Consider the following 18626-nt stretch of genomic DNA (forward strand, 5'->3'; position numbering starts at 1 on the left):
TTCATTCAATCACCTTGAACCTCTTTTTTATCAATAACCACCGGTATCTTATAAGATTTACCTTGACGGACAATATCGTATATCAATGTGTCTTGCCGGCTTAGCTCCGCATCCTCTTCCAAAGAGATCATTTTAATAGGAATTTCATTTATAGCAATAATTTCATCACCTTCTAACAAGCCAGATTCTTTAACATAATTACCTTCATAATCGGCAATTTTAGTAATAATAATTTTTCCATGGCTATTCATACGGGATGACATGTGGAATCGTTTCTTCCGAGGGTTGACCACTCGTTCGTAATTCTTTATTGGCTGCAAACCTAATCTTTGTGATTTCATGTCGAAAAAAACATTAAATCTTTTAAGAAAATTCAGACCAATAAGATAATCACAAGGTACTTGATTAGGTTGATCAAATATATAAATCCGCAAAGAATCAAGTTGTATGCCACTAAACAAAGTAACATTTACATTATGATGACTATAATATCCAGATGGTGCCTGCGTCCAAACGGCATTCTTTTTCTTAGAAAAAAAGGACAATTCAGAAGCTTGAGCCATCAGAGCTATGTCTTGTGGCATACCTGTATCTACAAGATAAGTATGAGTAAGCATCAGTGTGTCTCCATCAGCACATCTAATATTTAAAGGCAGATTAACATAAAAAAGTGAGCTTTTATCATTTCCTCTTACAAAAGGAATCAGAATACAATTCTTAGGCATAATAAAATCTTGAAATGAATGGATAGCCATATAATTATGTTCAAAGTTAAACTCCCATATATTAACAGTATCATTTTGTGGAATATTAAACAAACCATCTGATTGAGTACCTCCCATGTAATCTCTCCAATTATAAACTAACATTTTATCATATATCAAATTGGAATTCCCTACTTTTATAGTCGGAACAATTGTATACATAGATGCGGGCATACGTAATACAGACCATGCACACCCATATGGAGCAATAGTGTCAGGAGACAAATTCGATAAGATAGAAGGGTGAGCTGAACAAAAAGTAGAGTCAACAATAAAAGCTCCCAAAGAAGCCCCACTATCAAATGCCAAATTTGAAACAATGCTATCATTAAATAACACGGGAAGCACTATCTTTCTATCTAAAGAATCAATTGTAAAGTAAGTTCTTGCATCTCTTTTATTCCCTTTGGATATTTTCGTACAACTACCTAAAACAGTAGCTTGCAAAAAAAGAAAAACAATACACTTTATCAGCCCATTGCCTATAATTAACTTCATATTCTTTAATTTAGCTTTCCACAAGAGTAATACTGCTGAAAGTTAATTTCAGCAGTATTACAAAATAAAGGACTACGCTCAATTGTTCATACAAACAAATATAAACGCCCAATCAATTATTTTCATATACCACACGAGTGTCCTTGAGTCGCCCCACAAAGAGCATCTTGAGGCATAACAGGAAAATCCGGAAATTTCGGAAATTCCGGTTTGGGGTCAGTAGTAGAACAACATGGATGAGAACCATCTGATGTATACCCATGAGCATTATTGGCACTATCATTAGCACTAGTACTAGAGCCACCGGGTTTACCTTCATAATTGCAACCACATTGGCAGCACCCAATAGTACCACCTCCCAAAACACGACACATCTCACGTTCATTCAATTCAGCTTTTGAAGCTTCATTCAGTTTCAGTTTTCTTAATTTCATACTTTAATCATTTTAAAATCAATATTTAATGTTCTTCGTAAAAATCACATAGATTTCCAATGTTACAGGTATTTGTTAGAACAAAAAAGAAAGAAACTTAATAGTCCAATATATAACAAACAAGCCATATTCAACAATATATTTCAATCACCTTGTATTTCTTCTTTATTAACAGCTACAACTATTTTAAGAATCTTCTCTTTACGAATAACTTCATATAATAATGTATCTTGCTTTTCAAACAAACGATGATTTTTATAAAGATAATCTTCATAATTTTTTCCATTCACAGTTTTAATTTCATCGCCTTCTCTTAACCCAGCAGCTTTATAATAATTGTCCTTAGAATCAGCGACCCTAGTAATGATCCACCTCCCATATCTATTTTTTTCAACCAAAATATGAAATCGCTGATGCAAAGGATTAACAACACGAGTAAAATTAGGTATTGGCTGAAAACCAATTCTTTGATGTTTCATATCAAAGAAAACATTAAATCTTTTAAGAAAATTCTGCCCAATCAAATAATTAGATGGCGCTCTATTAATAAAATCAAAAGTATAAACTCGTAATGAATCCATTCTCAAAGTATCAGCTAAAATAGCATCTACAGGACAATAGCGATGATATCTATTTAGATATTTAGTCCAAACAACATCCTCCTGTTTATTAAAGAAAGAAAACTCATTAGCTTCTTGCATTAAGACGATATCCCAAGCCATTCCCGTATCTATCATGAACATACGATTTATCATTAATGTGTCACTACTAGCACATTCCATCTTAATAGGTAATCTGACATAGAGTAAATTAGGATATTCTTTTTTTCTAACTAATGGAAATATCAAACTATTATCAGGCATTCGATAATTCTGCGCCAAATGAATCTCCATATAATTATGCTCAAAGTTCAGCTCCCACACATGCATAGTATCGTTAGGAGGGATATTAAACATTCCTTCTGAAGAACTATTCATATACCATTTCCAATTCATAATTTGAGTAACATCATATTTCAAAGACACCTTTCCAACCCTAACAATTGGGGCATTAGAATAAATAGAACAAGTGACAAGAAAGTTAGCCCAACCAGAGCCATTTCGTAATTGCGCATCTGAAAACAAACGATGTTTAATACTAGAATGTGTTGCACAAAACATCGAGTCTAACACAAATTGTCCTCCAGTATCAAATCCTAAGCGAGCCGTGATACTGTCATTCAATTGCACAGGTAAAACTATCTGCCTATCTTTTGGATTTATACAAAAATATACCTTTCCCCCACCATTTATAATCTCTGTATATTGTTGAGGATAACCACAACTCACACAAATTATGAAAAACAAAAATACAGAACACAATCCTTTATTCATTGGAAACATATAATTATTAAGAACAGTACTATTAAATATTTCATATAACAGTACCGTTCTATTTTACCCTATTTAAAAATGTCCACAAAGAGCATCTTGGGGATTCCAAAATGGCGGTGGTGTTATTTCAGGAAATTCCGGTTTGGGGTCAGTAGTAGAACAACATGGATGAGAACCATCTGATGTATACCCATGAGCATTATTGGCACTATCATTAGCACTAGTACTAGAGCCACCGGGTTTACCTTCATAATTGCAACCACATTGGCAGCACCCAGGAGTACCACCTCCCAAAACACGACACATCTCACGTTCATTCAATTCAGCTTTTGAAGCTTCATTCAGTTTTAGTTTTCTTAATTTCATACTTTAATCATTTTAAAATCAACATTTAATATTCTTCGTAAAAATCACATAGATTTCCAATGTTACAGGTATTTGTTAGAACGAAGAAAAAGAGCCAAACAAATACCTTAGTAACTCAAATTATTTTTCCCCAACATCCAGATTGTGATGGAAAAAGTAAAGCGTAAAACATAAGTCAACTCTCTCATATACATTCTTTTTTAATTTCTATTTTGAATCGTCACAAGATCACCACATAATAGTATTCAAAAAACTAAATCAAAGACAGCAATTTATTCTTAACTATAAAAAGACTCAAATGCCATCCTCATTTTTTCTAATGAAAAAGCATCTTTATATCGACACCTATTTAACTTACCAACCTCTCTCGCCCAACAATCATCCGTTACTATTTTCAATAAACATTTCGACAGTTCTTCAACTGATAACCTTAATTCATTTTGATCTTCCTTTAATATCAATCTGCACTCTACATTTTGATGATGAATCATTTCACTCAATCCTGTGGTATTAGTGATAATTAATGGTAATCCATGCATCATCATTTCTATGGCTACATAACTGCATTGCTCATGAAAAGACGGCATCACTCCAACATCTGCAATTTGATAAAATTCATATAATTTCTGTTTACTAATTTTCCCTATAAAAGTAATCCTACTCCAAATGTCTGCAGACATCTGTAAATACCTACTATAATTCCCGTCTCCCACTATTAACAAACGAGTGTTCGAACTCTTTTTTATCACCTTTGCGAAAGCTTCTATCAAATAGTCAACCCCTTTTATATCATCCAAACGTCCTACAAATAGAATTAATTTCTCTCCTTCTCCAAAAAATAAATCTCTTTTTCTTTGCATTCTCTCCACTTCATCCAAGAAGATAGCCTGATCAATTAAACCATTGTATATCAACGTTAGTTTACATTCTTCAATTCCATAAAATTCATTCAGCAACATCTTAGTATATTGAGCCAAGCATATTATCCTATCTACTTTTCTGTAAAGAGATACTTCTTGCTTATATTCGTCATATATGTATTTTTCTTCCTCAGTTCTATCGTTCTCAGCTTTATCCAAAACAGTTTGTAACCTCTTTATATTCCCTTTCAAAGTGAAGCACCAGTTCAAATAATGTAAAGTCAACACAAATTGGCTGGTAGGATATATTTTCTTCAACAAGTCAACCAATGGTTCATGATGTAAATAATTAAAATGAAATACATTATCTTCACTTGAATCTACATACAATGCCAACAAGAAAGCAACACTTCTATAATATCGTTGAATTTCTTTCTCACTCCTCCAATCATACACTTTAGGAAAAGTTAGATAACGAACATTATTATCTTTTTTTTCAGTAAGTATCCCATCCTCTGAGTTCATACTAACTACAGTCAAACGCAAAGAATCAATACTGCTAAGACAGTTTATAACTTGAATTATATATGTCCCAATACCATATTGTGCCGCACGACTATCACTATTTATCAAATATATATGCCTCATCGCAATAAGTATTTTAATCCTTCAACCCACAACAAAGCTTCTTTCTTCTCTCCGCCAGTTCTCTGTGACGTTATCTTTCCCAGAACAACGAGATACCAATCATCTATTTGTTTACCCACTAAATAGTCTAACAATAAAGAAATTCCAGGATGGCAGACTTTATTCGGAACATTCTCACAAACACCTCTTAAATCATCCAAATACATCTTATCGAATGGTTTTTGCAAATATCTCTCAGATGACAATAAGCGTATTAACACATACCACGCCAACCCTTCTATCCCCGTATCAAATGAATAGTCTTTTACACGTCGTAAGTCACGTTCCATTATTTTATTATCAAGTTCTGTTAAGATATCATTAGAACCACATTCAACAAATCCTTTCTGCATAAAATACTCTAATCCCCATCCAATTCCTAATAAGCCATTTCGAATCCCCCATGGAGTATCTATTCTAATATCATCATACACATCCCCAATCAGTTCATTTGCATAGTCACTATAAAGCGAATCTCCACAAAAATGAGCATAATGAAAAAAGAAAAGTGAAATGCCTATTTTGCCACGCAATAGCCCTAAATCCTTACAACAGGCACTATATAGTATCTGATAATTAGCTATTTGTCTCAATAATTGTCCATTCATCTCAACTATATTTTTACCAGGATTTAACATATGCACGTAATTCATTCTGACCCATGCTACAAACTTTTATAAATTCCATTCGATTAATAAAAGCTAACTTTTCTATAGAATATCTGGAGTTCTCTCCCCTAGGATGCCATAAGTGGTATAATGGTCCTCCATTTGTCCAATGTACAGATTCTCCCAATATTTCCATCCTTCGAATACGCTCAGCATCTTCAGGTCCCCAACTGATAAAACGTTCATTATCTCCCCCATATCTCAAATACTTTTCACGATCTACAACAAAAACTCCCCCACAGGAAGGACGCCACATCAAACGAGCATACATATCATCATGCGAAACTAAATGATCATACCTTTGTCCAGAAAGTATATATGCTTCACTTTGTTTTTTTGAAAGCATTTTTACCACTCCATTATATGGTATACTCATCACATATTTTCGTTCTATAATTGCTTGTATTGAGGCCTCCAACTGCGACAAAGAAAATATAATATCAGCATCCCAAATAGCAACTATAGGAGTAGAAATTTCTCTTAATAATAAGTTAACATACCTCGTTTTGTGATAAACTAAATTTTCATCACGTTCATAAGTATAAGTAATTTTACTACAGATATCATCAGGGAACTGACACTCTTCACTTCCTGCATCCCAAACATGTACCCTCATCCCAGACGAGGATATATAGTGTAATAAGGCTAAAAGATTTCTCTTCCTCTCCCAACTGTCTATCCTCACAGGAATTCCAATAGTAATTTGCTCCAAATAACTCATAGATTGTACCTATTCATACATTTTTCGATTAGAACTGATACTTTTGTCCGATAAAAACCTGTAGGGTATAAGTCAAACAAAAAATCAAGTAAATCATCAATAGATTCGTTTGTATATTCCAATCTTTCCTCCAACCAATCAATCAAATAAATAAGATACTCTTTCAGGAAAGCACTTGAAACCGTATCACCTTTCAAAAATGTTGGAATAATCCTAATTAGAATATATCGTCCTAAACCTACAATTCCGTTATTTAATGAAAGTCCCGACATACCATAGGCATGTATACAGCGTGCAGCACATTGATCTATATCCTTTAAGACTTCATCAGCATCACCTTCCATATAACCATTTTGAATCAGATATTCAATCCCCCAACCAATCCCCCATAAACCACTACCAAAAGAAATAGGTATAGACGAATCAAGATGTTCATAAATCTCATCAAGGAGTTCACAACCAACATCTTCACATGTCAACTCACCGGAAAGGCGTGCATAGCGAAAAAGAGCAATGGCGATCCCCATTTTTCCGTTAATAAGTCCGAGGCAGGACGTTCTACGTCCTACCTGAATAAGATCCTCTATAGGTAAATACCCTTGACCAGATATAAATATCTGATTTTGCATATTTATATAGAGTTACTTAGGAGAATCTATGGGATCTTCTTCAGAAGCTTTTATACTAGCAATCCAAATCCATTCACCATTTATTTCAACCCATACTCCTCCACCTTTAATAACCTGCATTTCATCTGTTGTTAATTTATCCATAATATTTGTTTTTAAGATTTTTTCAAAGGTCACAAAAAGCAGACATATTTACATCACGTATCTCACGAAAAACGAACTATTATGTTAATAAATATAAATTTAAAAACAATTACTTAAAGTTACAATAATTCTTTCCATAAAAATCAAATACAAAAACTATCTTTACAATATGAGAAAAGCAAATATAAGATGAAGCAAAAAATAGTAATCTGCGTCGTAACCATTGGCACCTTGGCTATCCTAATATTACAAGGATTTTGGCTTATGAATATGTACACACAATATCGCAAAGATGTAAGCGAACAAATGCTATCAAAATACCAATTAGCTATAGAATTGGAACTAGGAATGCGTTCCTCTGCCAAAGCCAAAGAACAAATGTATGAATTTACTCCTAAAAAAGTAATTCCTACAAAAAAGCTACATGAATATACAGGGGATACCATTAAGCTAACAGATGCAATTCAGCAAAACGTTGGTAATAACTTTGCCGAAATATTCAGCCAAATTTATCAAACCGTATTAATAACAAAAGGAAAATTTATCAATATCAACGATTTAGATTCAATTTACGAACAAGAACTTAAAAAACAGAAGCTACAAACGCAACATGTATTCATACTTTACAATAACGAAGGACGTTGCATCTCCTTTTCAGGAGACACCTTGCAATTTGTAGGAAATACCCATATCCTAAGCGCAATACAACCTATTGGAGCAAAATCACTACAGAGCCTAAAACTATTGGTAAACTTACCACCCAACTTAATATTAGACCGAATGGCCAGTGCACTCATTATTTCTTTTCTATTGGCTATCCTTATTATAGCATGTCTACTATACCAATTAATTATCATTAGAAGACGAGACAATTTATTATATAAACGCGCTGCCGCCATTAATGGAGTTATTCACGATTTAAAGTCACCTTTAAATGCCACTCACGCTATATTGCTTTACTTTGCACAAGTTGAAGAAAATAAAGATAAACTGGAATTATTAAAAAGTGGAAAAGCACGCATTGAGCGACTAGGAAATATTATTGAATCATTGCTATTAGTAGCCAAAAGCCAGAAACAAGAGATAGTTATAAATAAAAAGGAAATAAATATAATTCAAATTATTTATAAGGTTATCGAAGATATCAAATTGTGCTTCATCAACAAGCAATTCAATATTAAAGTCAACAATCATCTAAAAGAAACTAATATTTATGTCGATGAAATTGGAATAAGTAGTGTGTTTACCAATTTGATCGAAAATGCATTAAAATACTCCGATAATAATACTCAAATAGATATAACTCTATCAGCGTCACTTAGCGAATTATACATTGACATTAGTGATGACGGATATGGAATACCCGCAAAAGAGCATAAAAAAATATTCAATCAATTCTATCAAACTCCGAATTCGCGGAAAAATGATGGTTATGGAATTGGCTTAGCATACGTAAAAAAGATAATTGAAGCACACCATGGAAGCATCAGTTTAAAGAATAATTCCCAGAAAGGAACAACTTTTCTAATCAAATTACCAATCAATTAATAATTAATATATGAAAAAGAAAATTCTGTTAGTAGATGACGATGGACTTATAACCCAAACATATACTTATATACTGAAACAAAATGGATATGAGGCAGAATCTTTGAACTCTTTAAAAGAAATAAAGAGTTTAATAAATGAATGGACACCGGATATTATAATATTAGATGTGAAAATAGGCAATAAGAATAGCATCGACTTTTTGCCTGAACTTAAAAAGATAATTCCACAAGTCCCGGTAATATTCATTTCATCACATACACAAGGATCTGAAATAAAAAGAGCCATAGAAGCAGGAGGAGAACATTATATCAAGAAACCTCTCGATATTGATGAATTAGAAGCCTATATAAACAAACTACTACCAAATCCACAAGAATGGTTTCTGACCAAAGAAGGGTATAGACTAAATTTAATCACACGAGACTTTTTTTTCAAAACAGCAAAAATCGCCAGATTCTCAAACAAAGAAGTTATCCTATTTAAGCTATTATACTTAAATAAAGGAAGAGTGCTAAGCCGTAATCAAATAATGGACGAACTATGGCCCAATGGTAACGGTGGTATAGACGGTAGCCTCAATAATCTAATCTCAAGTATTCGCAAGTATTTAACAACATACGGATATCTTACAATAGAGACAATAACCAACGAAGGGTATTATATAAAATAATAACCTCGATAAATCAACTCATTAATAAAAATCTATTTATGAAATACACAAATAAAAAAATATCAGTCATACTACATGTACATAACAGTAGCAAACAGACAAAAGCTTCCATCAAAAGTATATTATCACAATCTTTTAGTGAATTTGAATTTATTATCATCACTACTCCTTCTAATAAAAAGATTAATCAATATATTCAAACCTGCAATGATGAACGCATTGTTATCCTAAACACCACACAACATAGTAACTATTATACATCTCTCAACCACGGAATAAAACGGGCAAAAGGAAAATATATAACAATAATAAGAAGTAACCATATAGCTCTATCCAATAAACTTCAAATTCAATACGACTACTTAGAGCAGCATAATGAATTAATAGCCGTAGGATCCAATTTCTACAATAAAGATAATAAACTTATAAAATACACACCAGTATCACACAGTGATATACAAATTCATTTATTAAAGAATAACCATATTTCAATCTCCTCACTAATGATAAGGACAAACATAATATATAAACTTAGGGGATACAATGAAGTATACAAACATTCTGCAGATTACAACCTGTATTGCCGCTTAGTAGAAGCCGGAAAAATAGAAATTCTCACACTTCCTCTAAGTATACATGCATATTATGAAAAAAGAAATATAATAGAAGATTACCACATTCGAAAACAATATCAAAAAACATTCACTAATAAATATAAAGTAGAAAATCAATTCCCAATAATGGAGAGTGATCTGGGATTTCCTAAAATGGGTAGAATAATCGGACTGTATACATTTACACAATACACGTCAAACCATAAATATGCGAAATTGGCAGATACCTTAATCGATAAATTGTTCAACAATATCACTACAACACTTCCTCTTACATTAGAGTATGGATTATTAGGTATTGGCTGTGGAATTATCTATTTATTAAGAAATAACCTAGTCGAAGGAGAAGAAGATGATATTTTATCTCAAGTTGATGATTCCATGGTCCATGAATTACTTTATCAAAGCAGTAATAAAAAAATAGACTGGTATGGAATTATGCGATATTCACGTTTAAGATTACAAGGCTACAAAGAAAGTAAAAATAGAATCATATTTCAACAACACGTTATCTATGCAATAGATAGTATGATGCGTAGAATAAACAAACAAAAATTAAATAAATCCATAAGAGCAGAACTCTATGAACTCTATAAAATGAAAATATATCCAGAAAAGACTAAAGTTGCTTTTAAAACAGATATTAATAACCAAGTAATATCAACGATACAACTTAAACCATTATCAGCATGTGAAGGTACTACTTTTATCATCCCAATTCGAATTGATTCTGATGAAAGAAAAAGAAATTTAGACATGGTACTAAATGAATTATCCAAAATACAGAATACGAGGATCATTATTACCGAAGGAGATTGTACTCCTCGATACATCCCGCCTCAAATAGCCAATGTCACATATCAATTCGTTAAAGATACCAACCCAGTATTTCATCGAACCAAATATTTAAATCTAATGTTAAGAATTGCACAAACAGAAATTATCGGAATCTGGGACGCGGATGTTATAATCCCACAAAAGCAAATACTCATCGCAATCAATGCCATTCGTGAGTCAAAAGCTATTCTAAGTTTTCCATATGAGGGAAATTTTCATATGATCCCACCTCAAACAACTATCAACTTTATTACAAGCCGTTCTTTTAGTCTATTAAAAAAAGAATCTCAAAATCTATTACCTCAAGGTTTATATGCTGTAGGTGGAGCTCTATTTGTAAACAGGACGGCATATCTAAATATAGGAGGAGAAAATGAAAAATTCTATGGTTGGGGGCCGGAAGACGCAGAAAGGGTAAAACGAATAGAAATATTGGGATATCCTATATATCGGGCTAAAGGTAAATTATTTCATCTATACCATCCAAGAAATGAAAATTCACGGTTCTACAATGAGCAAATAGAAATACAAAACAGAAGTGAATTTTTAAAAATATCGAACATGACAAAGCAAGAATTATTACAATACATATCAACATGGAATAAAATAGCTAGAAATTATTAACTAAAACCAATGAAATATTAGTAAGAAAAGGTATAAATCATCATAAACAATACAACCTCAAATTTAAATATATAATAAATATTTCAGCATTGATAGTCCCCCAAATTTTTTTTTTGGGGGGGGGGGGGAGGACAATAAAGAAAGCTATAAAAAATTCAGACTACAACAAACACTTACATAAACAATTCACTTCTAAAATAAAAAATCCTAACAATCAAGCGCATAATTATCATATCCACTATAGATAGCTAAAAAACAATCTATATAAACAAAGTAAATCTCCCAACAAGCTCATAATTTTACAATCACTTTCTGTTATATTTCTCTTTTGCAATCTCACTACAATAGAACCTATTCATAAAATCATAAATAACCAACTCTTGTAAACGATTCCTAGAACAAAACAATCTATTCAGCATCATATGAATATAACTTGTAAATAAGTAAATTACATTCTCTTCCTTACTAATTTTCAAATAGAACAAATCTATCAAAGGTTTTAACTTTTTAGACCTTTCTTCAACATAACAACATAAGTCCGCAAATTTTCTATCATTAATTTCATCTCTTAATACAGATTCTACAACCTTCTTTTTAGAACGAAAAAGAGAATTCAACTGTTTCGAATTATACTCATTAAAACCAAACTCTTTCTTAAATGAGCCAGCCATCCGTTGGGTTAGATTCTGTTTTGAAATAGTATCCAACAACATATCTGTCATAAATTTATCTACCATTTTCAAAGCAATCATCCATCTGTAATTTTCATCTGAATAGCCATTGATTTTTCTAACAACAAACAAAGCGCATTCGCTATCTAAACAAAAAAACGACTCAGATATTTCAATCAATGAATTTCCATATCGTTCCAACTCACGATTATAAGTATCTAACTGGATCTTCCAAATCACTCCATCTTCTATCAAATTCGAAAATCGATTTGCAAATAAAGATAAAATTATTCCTACACAATCCTCTTTTTCAGCAAGCAACCTTAATCTCAAATGAAAATCTTCATCAACGTAACGAATAAAGAACCACTTTTTAATCAGTTTGTTTCTTTTGAGCTCTTTAATAAAGAGAAATAGACTATGCGACAACAATTTATCAGCTGTTTTAGCTCCTGTATATATTTTCACATATACCCATTCACTGCCTGGAATAAAAAGTCTTTGTACCATCAATATATTTAACTTTTATAAAATGCAACAATACATTCGTTTACATACACTCCATTTTCTCCTTTAACAACTGCATTTTCTGGCTCGAAAATGAATTCTTTTAAGCTAATAATATCACGGTGCTTTATTATCATAAAAAGTGATTTCACACTGACAAGATCACCCCAATCAATAAACAATTCATTGTCTCCATCTGGCATTACCACATAAACCGGAAGTGATATTTGTGTACGCCATCGTATAATTTCGTCTAACAATAAAGCCTCATCTGCTATTTTAAAAAGATATTTTATATCTACCACTTTTATATTCCAAGAAGCTAATGAAAGTATTGTATTTTTATATCTTACTCTTGGGCGAAAAGGCAGTTGTTTTTCTAAAATTCCCCAATTAAAAAACAAAGAATTACGGCCATAAGGATGCTGCATGTCACACAAAAAACGGTAAACAGGCATTGAATGACTCCGAAAATTGTGCGCATTTGTCAAACGGGGCACAATCTCTTTATTTAATCTTTTAGAGCGAAGATGCAACTTCCCATTTCTCACAGAAAGTAATAAATCTGACACATATAACATCTTATCTTTAGGTAAATCAGAGTCTGACATATAAGCCAATTCATACTCACGAATATGAGGACGCATCAAAATGTTTCCTGTCCTAGATTCCGGTAAATAAACTAGTTCAGCCAAAATACTATCAGGCGACAATTGTTGCTCCTCACAAGCAATATTTTTTACAAAGCCCTTTATTCTTTCATCAACATGAGCAAAACGAGACAAAAGAATGGCTCCACAACTACCTGAAAAGAAATTAGCCTGTATTAATAATCCATTTTTCTCTGAACGAATCATATTAAACATAGTATACATAGTAGATGGTAAATCATCCCAATTAGGAGTACCGTCAATGTCTTTATCTATAAGCACAATCTCTTTTCCACCATTCGTCAAAGTTTCTACCATCTTGCCAAGTAGCAATATCTCCAATGAGCTCATAGAAGCATTTCCTAAGGTATTTTTAAGGAATGGCAGTTCAAGTTCTTCTATCAAAGGAGCTTCATCACCATCCATACTTTTAGATGGATACCCTAAGCCCAACTCCGGATCTAATACTTCCATTAAAGGAACTTCTCTTTCTTCATATCTGTAAAAAAAGTCTTCTTGGAACTTCTTCAGCACCTCATTCTGACGTAAAGGAGTTAGTTTATTAAGAAACTCCATAGTTGATTTTAATTCTACAATTACTTTCTCTCCCAAGATAGACTGCGATAGATTCTTTACCATATCAACTTGGAAAAGATATTGTTTTTCATAAGGTACATTTATCAATTTTATATTATTAATAATCTCAGCATATGTGCTGATTTCCACACTCTCATTCAAATCCATTGAATCCAGTCGCCTTTTTAAACCTTTGAGGTTATTTAACAAGGAAACTTCGCAATTCGTTGATTCAAGTAGGCTAATAATACGTTTAAAATAGTCATCACCAGTTAATGATTGATATAGTTCCCCAACAAGTATTTGCGAATTAATCAACTCATGTACATAGTGCCGAGCCTCTTCATTTGTTATTTCATCACACACCAGACTCGCAATAAGTTCATTCAACTTAATTCCATTAGAAGATAATTTCAAGATTTTATTCAAATAAGAGGTACTATCTATTTCTTGCAATTGATATTTACGATTTCCATCCGTATGGAAACATTCTACATAACGATATTTATGCTTTAAACGATATAAACTATTATTAGGATAATAATAAATGCCTTCAGAAATAGAGCTGTGTCTCAGCAAAGTGTTATATAACAAAGACAAATAATACATATCCAATCTTGTTTTCCGTTTCAAAGAATTGTCTACTTGAATACTTGTCTCACTTCCAATCTCTCCTATACTACAGCCTGCAAATAAACCAAAAGGAGTACAACGAGTCATCATTCGACATAAATAACGTTCTATAGAATATCTGATCCGATTATATTCTTTCCCTTTATCGATACTACCATCCAACAACTTACATAATTCGTCATAAAGAATTGGCGATGCTAAATATATTGACTCCAAGACTAACTTGTCCTGTACTTTTACAATCCAATTATCCCTCACACAATCAAAATAGCATAAAGGAGTGCGCAACACAAAATTATTAAAACATCTATACATTTCAATCCAATAAAAGTAAATCTTCCCAAGACATATCCTGTTCTGATAAAAAGGATAATATAACCAAGCCTATGCCTGCAACACCATTCAATAAATCCAAAGATTTTTTTTCTCCGTCTGATTTATAACCAACAATACCATCCTCATACTTTGACATATTTAAAGTTTCACTTAACCAATATAATGAAGTTTCCCTAAAAATATCCAAATGAGTTTCTTGATACATTTTTTTAAAGATTAAGGCTATTCCAGCAGTACCATGACATATACTCGCATCAATTACATAGTTATCTTCTAAGTCTTTTCGATTTGCCGAAAACTTAAAAATCTCAATTGCCTTATTCCCTACAACAGTATTTTTTGTAACCTGAGAATATTTCCAAAGAGCTAAAGCAACACCTAAATCACCATAACACCAACCAAGTCGACTTTCAACGGGATATTGACGAAAAGTATATTGAGGTAAAGCAAAAGTAGGAAATAATGATATACTATTATTATTCTTTATTTCTTGAGACAGAATAAACCATGTACTCTTTTCCAACAACTGAGAAATTACTGGATCACATATCCCCAACTTACACGCATTCGATAAAAACAGACTGGTTCCAGACATCCCATGAGCTAATCCAATATTATATTTATTACCAATTTTATATTCCCAGGTATATGTATCATTCACAATTATCTTACTATAATTCAATATTTCAACAACCTGCTTAAGCACTTCTAAAACACTTATTTTAGCCGATCTACGCAACAAATAATTAGACACTCCTATAGAGCCATGTAAAAAGTCAAAATAATTATTTGAAGATTCAAACAAAGCTTGTTCACACAAGTAATTATCAAATTTTTCAATTAATTCAATATTCTCTTGATCTATAAAACCTTCATTAACCAAATGCAAAACGGCACTACAAATTCCACTGATACCACCACAAAAAGCAGGATAAAAATAATCGTTCATACCATCTACAGAGCGAGATAAAAACTCCATAGCTTTATCTGCATATAATTCGTCTTCTTTATACTTTGAATAATGAAATAGAAGGACAGCTATCCCTGCATTACCTGTCAATAGTCCTGGGGATGTACAATGTTCGTCGTTAACATTAAGCAAATATTGAATTATATCATCAAGTTTTAATTGCAAAAGTCTAGTTAGTTCCACCTTTTGCGATAATAACAGCCCTTTCATACGCAACATCAATTCTATCTTTAATACTTTGAATACTAGGTTCTGCAATACAATCAATACGTACTCCAACTCGTTGAGTTGGAGAAAAATCCGGATAATAAATCCCTATCCCAGAATAAGTAGTTAGCACCTTTCCAGGAAATGTAAAAAGTGAAACATTGCCATCAGACCCCGAAGTTGAATTGCCAACCGTTATTGAACGTGGATTAACTTGTAAAGCCATCGTTAAATATTCAGAGAAACTTCGTGTCCATTCATTGACTAAAATTATAATTCGACCTTTATAATAGTTCTCACTACCTATTTTGCTGGAAGAAGATCGGTGATACCTCAACATACCTGGAAAACGAGTATCCGAATATGTTGAATAAGCAAAAAATGAGTTGGGAGGAACAAACATTTTAGTTAATGGCGAAATTATATCGGTATAAGGATAAGATCTCAAATCTAGAATAATGGCAGATGCAGTTTTAATGGCATCATAATTATCATAAATATTATCAACAGAAGCGGAACGTAAATTCAAATATGCAATACTATCATTTACCCAATGATACAATGGAAGCTTTTCATTATTCCTATCAATTAGTCTTTCTTTTTGAAATAAATCGTATGCAGAATAGTTGTCTGATTTAGTTCTTAAAGTCTCCCCATCTCTAAGCAACGTGAATACAGTAGCAGAATCATATTGAGACAAAATAGCATTACAAATAAACATTTGGTCAGACCAATAGTTTCCTCCACAAACAAATTCCTTTAGGCTATCAGCTAACTGATGAATATCCCGTCCGTCAACTTTCAAAACAATATCACCGATTTCAAAAGCACCTTTATCGTAAGCCGGAATCCGGATTTGATTGATTACAAATGTATCATTAATCAAACTCATTCTGAAATTAGGTCGATAGGGGCCAAATACAAGTCCATCAATTGTTGCCGGATAAGAAGCATGGGTGTCACGTAGCCGATTGGTTAATCGATATATTTCCAAATGATATTTCTTGGGCAAATCCGCTTTTTCGAAAAGTGGTATAGACTCATATAAGATTCGGTCCCAGTCACCCTCAATACTATTTTTATAAACATAAAAATAGTTTATCAAATTCCAATATTGAAAGAGTCCAACCAAACGCATATCTCTTTTAGGGAAAGAGGCATATTCCAATTCATCAATTAGGGCAATGTTACCGATAGATTTATTAAAAACAAAGCGATTTCTACGTCCGGAGTGAGAATAAAACATGGCTTCAAGTTTTTTCTTAATTCTATAATCGAGACATATAGTATCATCCATCCATTCGTTATTTATTAAGACATAATCATTTAAATCAGGATATGGATTTTTATTTTTCGATTGAGAAATCGCTGGGTATTCAATCAGACTATCCAATATTGCACAATATTTATCCTTAGAATCCGCCCTTTTCACCCTGGGAATATTAGCAAGTAACAGGCTATCCATTTGACTAACAGAAAGACGGGCATCTTCACGGTAATACTTTATAAATCCCCAAATTTTACACAAATAAAACAAGCGGGCATTAGCATCAAAGACTGTTGGCACAAAGCTATCTATTCTTTTTTTTTCTTTAAATATAGAATCAGTATATAAATTTATTTCCGAGCTAAACCTATAACAAAAATTCAACCATCGAACATATTTATAAATAGGAATTACAAGTAAACCTACCAATATTAGAATAAATACATATCTTTTCTTTATGTTTTTCATAATTCTAAGTAAAAGGAAAAATAAAAGTTCCTTAGAATAGACAACGGCCTACTCTAAGGAACTTTATTAAATACCATAACACCAACACCAAGAATCACTCTTACTTAGACAATTTGGACCATCATCATGACCAATAGTTGGAATATCACAATTTCCTCGTGTAAGGCAAGCAACTGTTTCAGTAGTTGGATTACCACATACGGTTGAAGTCGTATATCCTCCTTTTAAATCAGATAGATTTTGTTGATCCAATTTCGCGATCGTTTCTTTCTTCAATGTTAATTTCTTTAATTTTTTCATAAGTAAACAATACAAAATTACTCTTACTCTTTTAGCTTTTCAGATTCCGCTTCTATATCGTTTCATACCATAATAGACCCTTTCAATACTCATAAAGATGATATTTAATTCTATGTTTTAACACAAAAAAGTATAGTTATTCAGAAATCTAATGTATATATTTTCGTTCTCAAAGATATATTACAAATATCGACTAAATAAAAGTCATTAATATCATACATGTCATTAAAAGCAAAGCCAAAAGTTAAAATAGCACAATAAGGCATATTTAAACGCTTTCCAGAAAAGAATAGAAAACAGCCATCAGTAATAATCAAACAAACAGATTTCATATAGTCCCAGACTGTCATCCCAATTAACATTGTTAATGCTATTTTTTAGAGCATTCTATTCTCGGATGCAAAGAACAAGTCTTTTGCATTTAAAAGAGCTGTTCCTTATCATCAAAAGACTTGCTTTAACAGTGTGTTAAAACAGCTCTTCTAATCGCCCAAAACAAATAGAGTAAACTAACTGATTTTTAATATAATAGAGTTTTAAAAAACTCTATATTCTAATAAATTCGCAAACAGGACATAAAAGAGATACTCGCCAATTTAAC

General features: G+C 32.3%; 17 protein-coding genes. 3 read left to right on the forward strand and 14 right to left on the reverse strand.

Going from position 1 to position 18626, the window contains the following annotated elements:
- Positions 1–5 precede the first annotated feature (5 nt).
- The 9 genes from QK890_RS18500 to QK890_RS18540 all read right to left on the reverse strand — a co-directional run bounded on the left by QK890_RS18500 (position 6) and on the right by QK890_RS18540 (position 7144).
- Complete coding sequence (locus QK890_RS18500) at positions 6–1262, reverse strand: PDZ domain-containing protein (RefSeq protein WP_032534071.1); 1257 nt, start codon at positions 1260–1262, stop codon at positions 6–8.
- Between the two features lie 122 nt (positions 1263–1384).
- Positions 1385–1696, reverse strand: coding sequence for a TIGR04149 family rSAM-modified RiPP (locus QK890_RS18505; RefSeq protein ID WP_010993587.1), 312 nt, complete (start codon positions 1694–1696; stop codon positions 1385–1387).
- Between the two features lie 143 nt (positions 1697–1839).
- The gene (locus QK890_RS18510) at positions 1840–3069 is read right to left on the reverse strand and encodes a tight junction protein ZO-3 (protein WP_032534081.1); all 1230 of its coding nucleotides are present in this window, start codon (positions 3067–3069) and stop codon (positions 1840–1842) included.
- 72 nt (positions 3070–3141) lie between these two features.
- On the reverse strand, positions 3142–3435 hold the full coding sequence (locus QK890_RS18515) for a TIGR04149 family rSAM-modified RiPP (protein ID WP_010993589.1): 294 nt from the start codon (positions 3433–3435) through the stop codon (positions 3142–3144).
- 278 nt (positions 3436–3713) lie between these two features.
- Complete coding sequence (locus tag QK890_RS18520; RefSeq protein WP_032541007.1) at positions 3714–4943, reverse strand: TIGR04157 family glycosyltransferase; 1230 nt, start codon at positions 4941–4943, stop codon at positions 3714–3716.
- Entirely contained in the window at positions 4940–5590 is a 651-nt protein-coding gene (locus tag QK890_RS18525) for a hypothetical protein (protein WP_010993591.1), read from the reverse strand. The genes QK890_RS18520 and QK890_RS18525 overlap by 4 nt, the downstream gene beginning before the upstream one ends.
- Before the next feature lie 13 nt (positions 5591–5603).
- A complete protein-coding gene (locus tag QK890_RS18530) occupies positions 5604–6371 on the reverse strand; it encodes a galactosyltransferase-related protein (RefSeq protein ID WP_010993592.1) in 768 nt (255 codons plus the stop codon).
- The gene (locus tag QK890_RS18535) at positions 6368–7000 is read right to left on the reverse strand and encodes a hypothetical protein (RefSeq protein WP_032529683.1); all 633 of its coding nucleotides are present in this window, start codon (positions 6998–7000) and stop codon (positions 6368–6370) included. Before QK890_RS18535 ends, QK890_RS18530 begins: the two co-directional genes overlap by 4 nt.
- Before the next feature lie 12 nt (positions 7001–7012).
- Positions 7013–7144 carry a hypothetical protein gene (locus QK890_RS18540; protein WP_255469918.1) on the reverse strand — a complete coding sequence of 44 codons (132 nt, stop codon included), beginning with the start codon at positions 7142–7144 and terminating at the stop codon, positions 7013–7015.
- Positions 7145–7333: 189 nt separating this feature from the next.
- Here QK890_RS18540 and QK890_RS18545 point away from each other — a divergent pair, with 189 nt between their 5' ends.
- The 3 genes from QK890_RS18545 to QK890_RS18555 are packed head-to-tail and all read left to right on the forward strand — an operon-like array spanning position 7334 to position 11440.
- Entirely contained in the window at positions 7334–8692 is a 1359-nt protein-coding gene (locus QK890_RS18545) for a sensor histidine kinase KdpD (protein WP_032541006.1), read from the forward strand.
- 10 nt (positions 8693–8702) lie between these two features.
- Positions 8703–9365, forward strand: coding sequence for a response regulator transcription factor (locus tag QK890_RS18550; RefSeq protein WP_014299476.1), 663 nt, complete (start codon positions 8703–8705; stop codon positions 9363–9365).
- A 38-nt stretch (positions 9366–9403) separates the two neighbouring features.
- Positions 9404–11440: a glycosyltransferase gene (locus QK890_RS18555; RefSeq protein WP_101603904.1), complete on the forward strand. Its 2037-nt coding sequence runs from the start codon at positions 9404–9406 to the stop codon at positions 11438–11440.
- A gap of 305 nt (positions 11441–11745) precedes the next feature.
- On the opposite strand, the gene QK890_RS18560 is transcribed toward QK890_RS18555, so the two are convergent.
- From QK890_RS18560 to QK890_RS18580, 5 genes are all read right to left on the reverse strand, one after another.
- Positions 11746–12621: a thiopeptide-type bacteriocin biosynthesis protein gene (locus QK890_RS18560; protein WP_032541170.1), complete on the reverse strand. Its 876-nt coding sequence runs from the start codon at positions 12619–12621 to the stop codon at positions 11746–11748.
- A gap of 8 nt (positions 12622–12629) precedes the next feature.
- Complete coding sequence (locus QK890_RS18565; protein ID WP_080715649.1) at positions 12630–14792, reverse strand: lantibiotic dehydratase family protein; 2163 nt, start codon at positions 14790–14792, stop codon at positions 12630–12632.
- Position 14793: 1 nt separating this feature from the next.
- Positions 14794–16002, reverse strand: a complete 1209-nt coding sequence (locus tag QK890_RS18570) for a lanthionine synthetase C family protein (protein ID WP_080715648.1) — start codon at positions 16000–16002, stop codon at positions 14794–14796.
- Positions 15953–17725, reverse strand: coding sequence for a S41 family peptidase (locus QK890_RS18575; RefSeq protein WP_032541167.1), 1773 nt, complete (start codon positions 17723–17725; stop codon positions 15953–15955). The genes QK890_RS18570 and QK890_RS18575 overlap by 50 nt, the downstream gene beginning before the upstream one ends.
- Before the next feature lie 66 nt (positions 17726–17791).
- Positions 17792–18025, reverse strand: coding sequence for a TIGR04149 family rSAM-modified RiPP (locus QK890_RS18580; protein ID WP_005782335.1), 234 nt, complete (start codon positions 18023–18025; stop codon positions 17792–17794).
- Positions 18026–18626: the final 601 nt, after the last annotated feature.

It is taken from the genome of Bacteroides sp. NGMCC 1.200775, assembly GCF_040798045.1.
GTDB classification, from domain to species: domain Bacteria; phylum Bacteroidota; class Bacteroidia; order Bacteroidales; family Bacteroidaceae; genus Bacteroides; species Bacteroides hominis.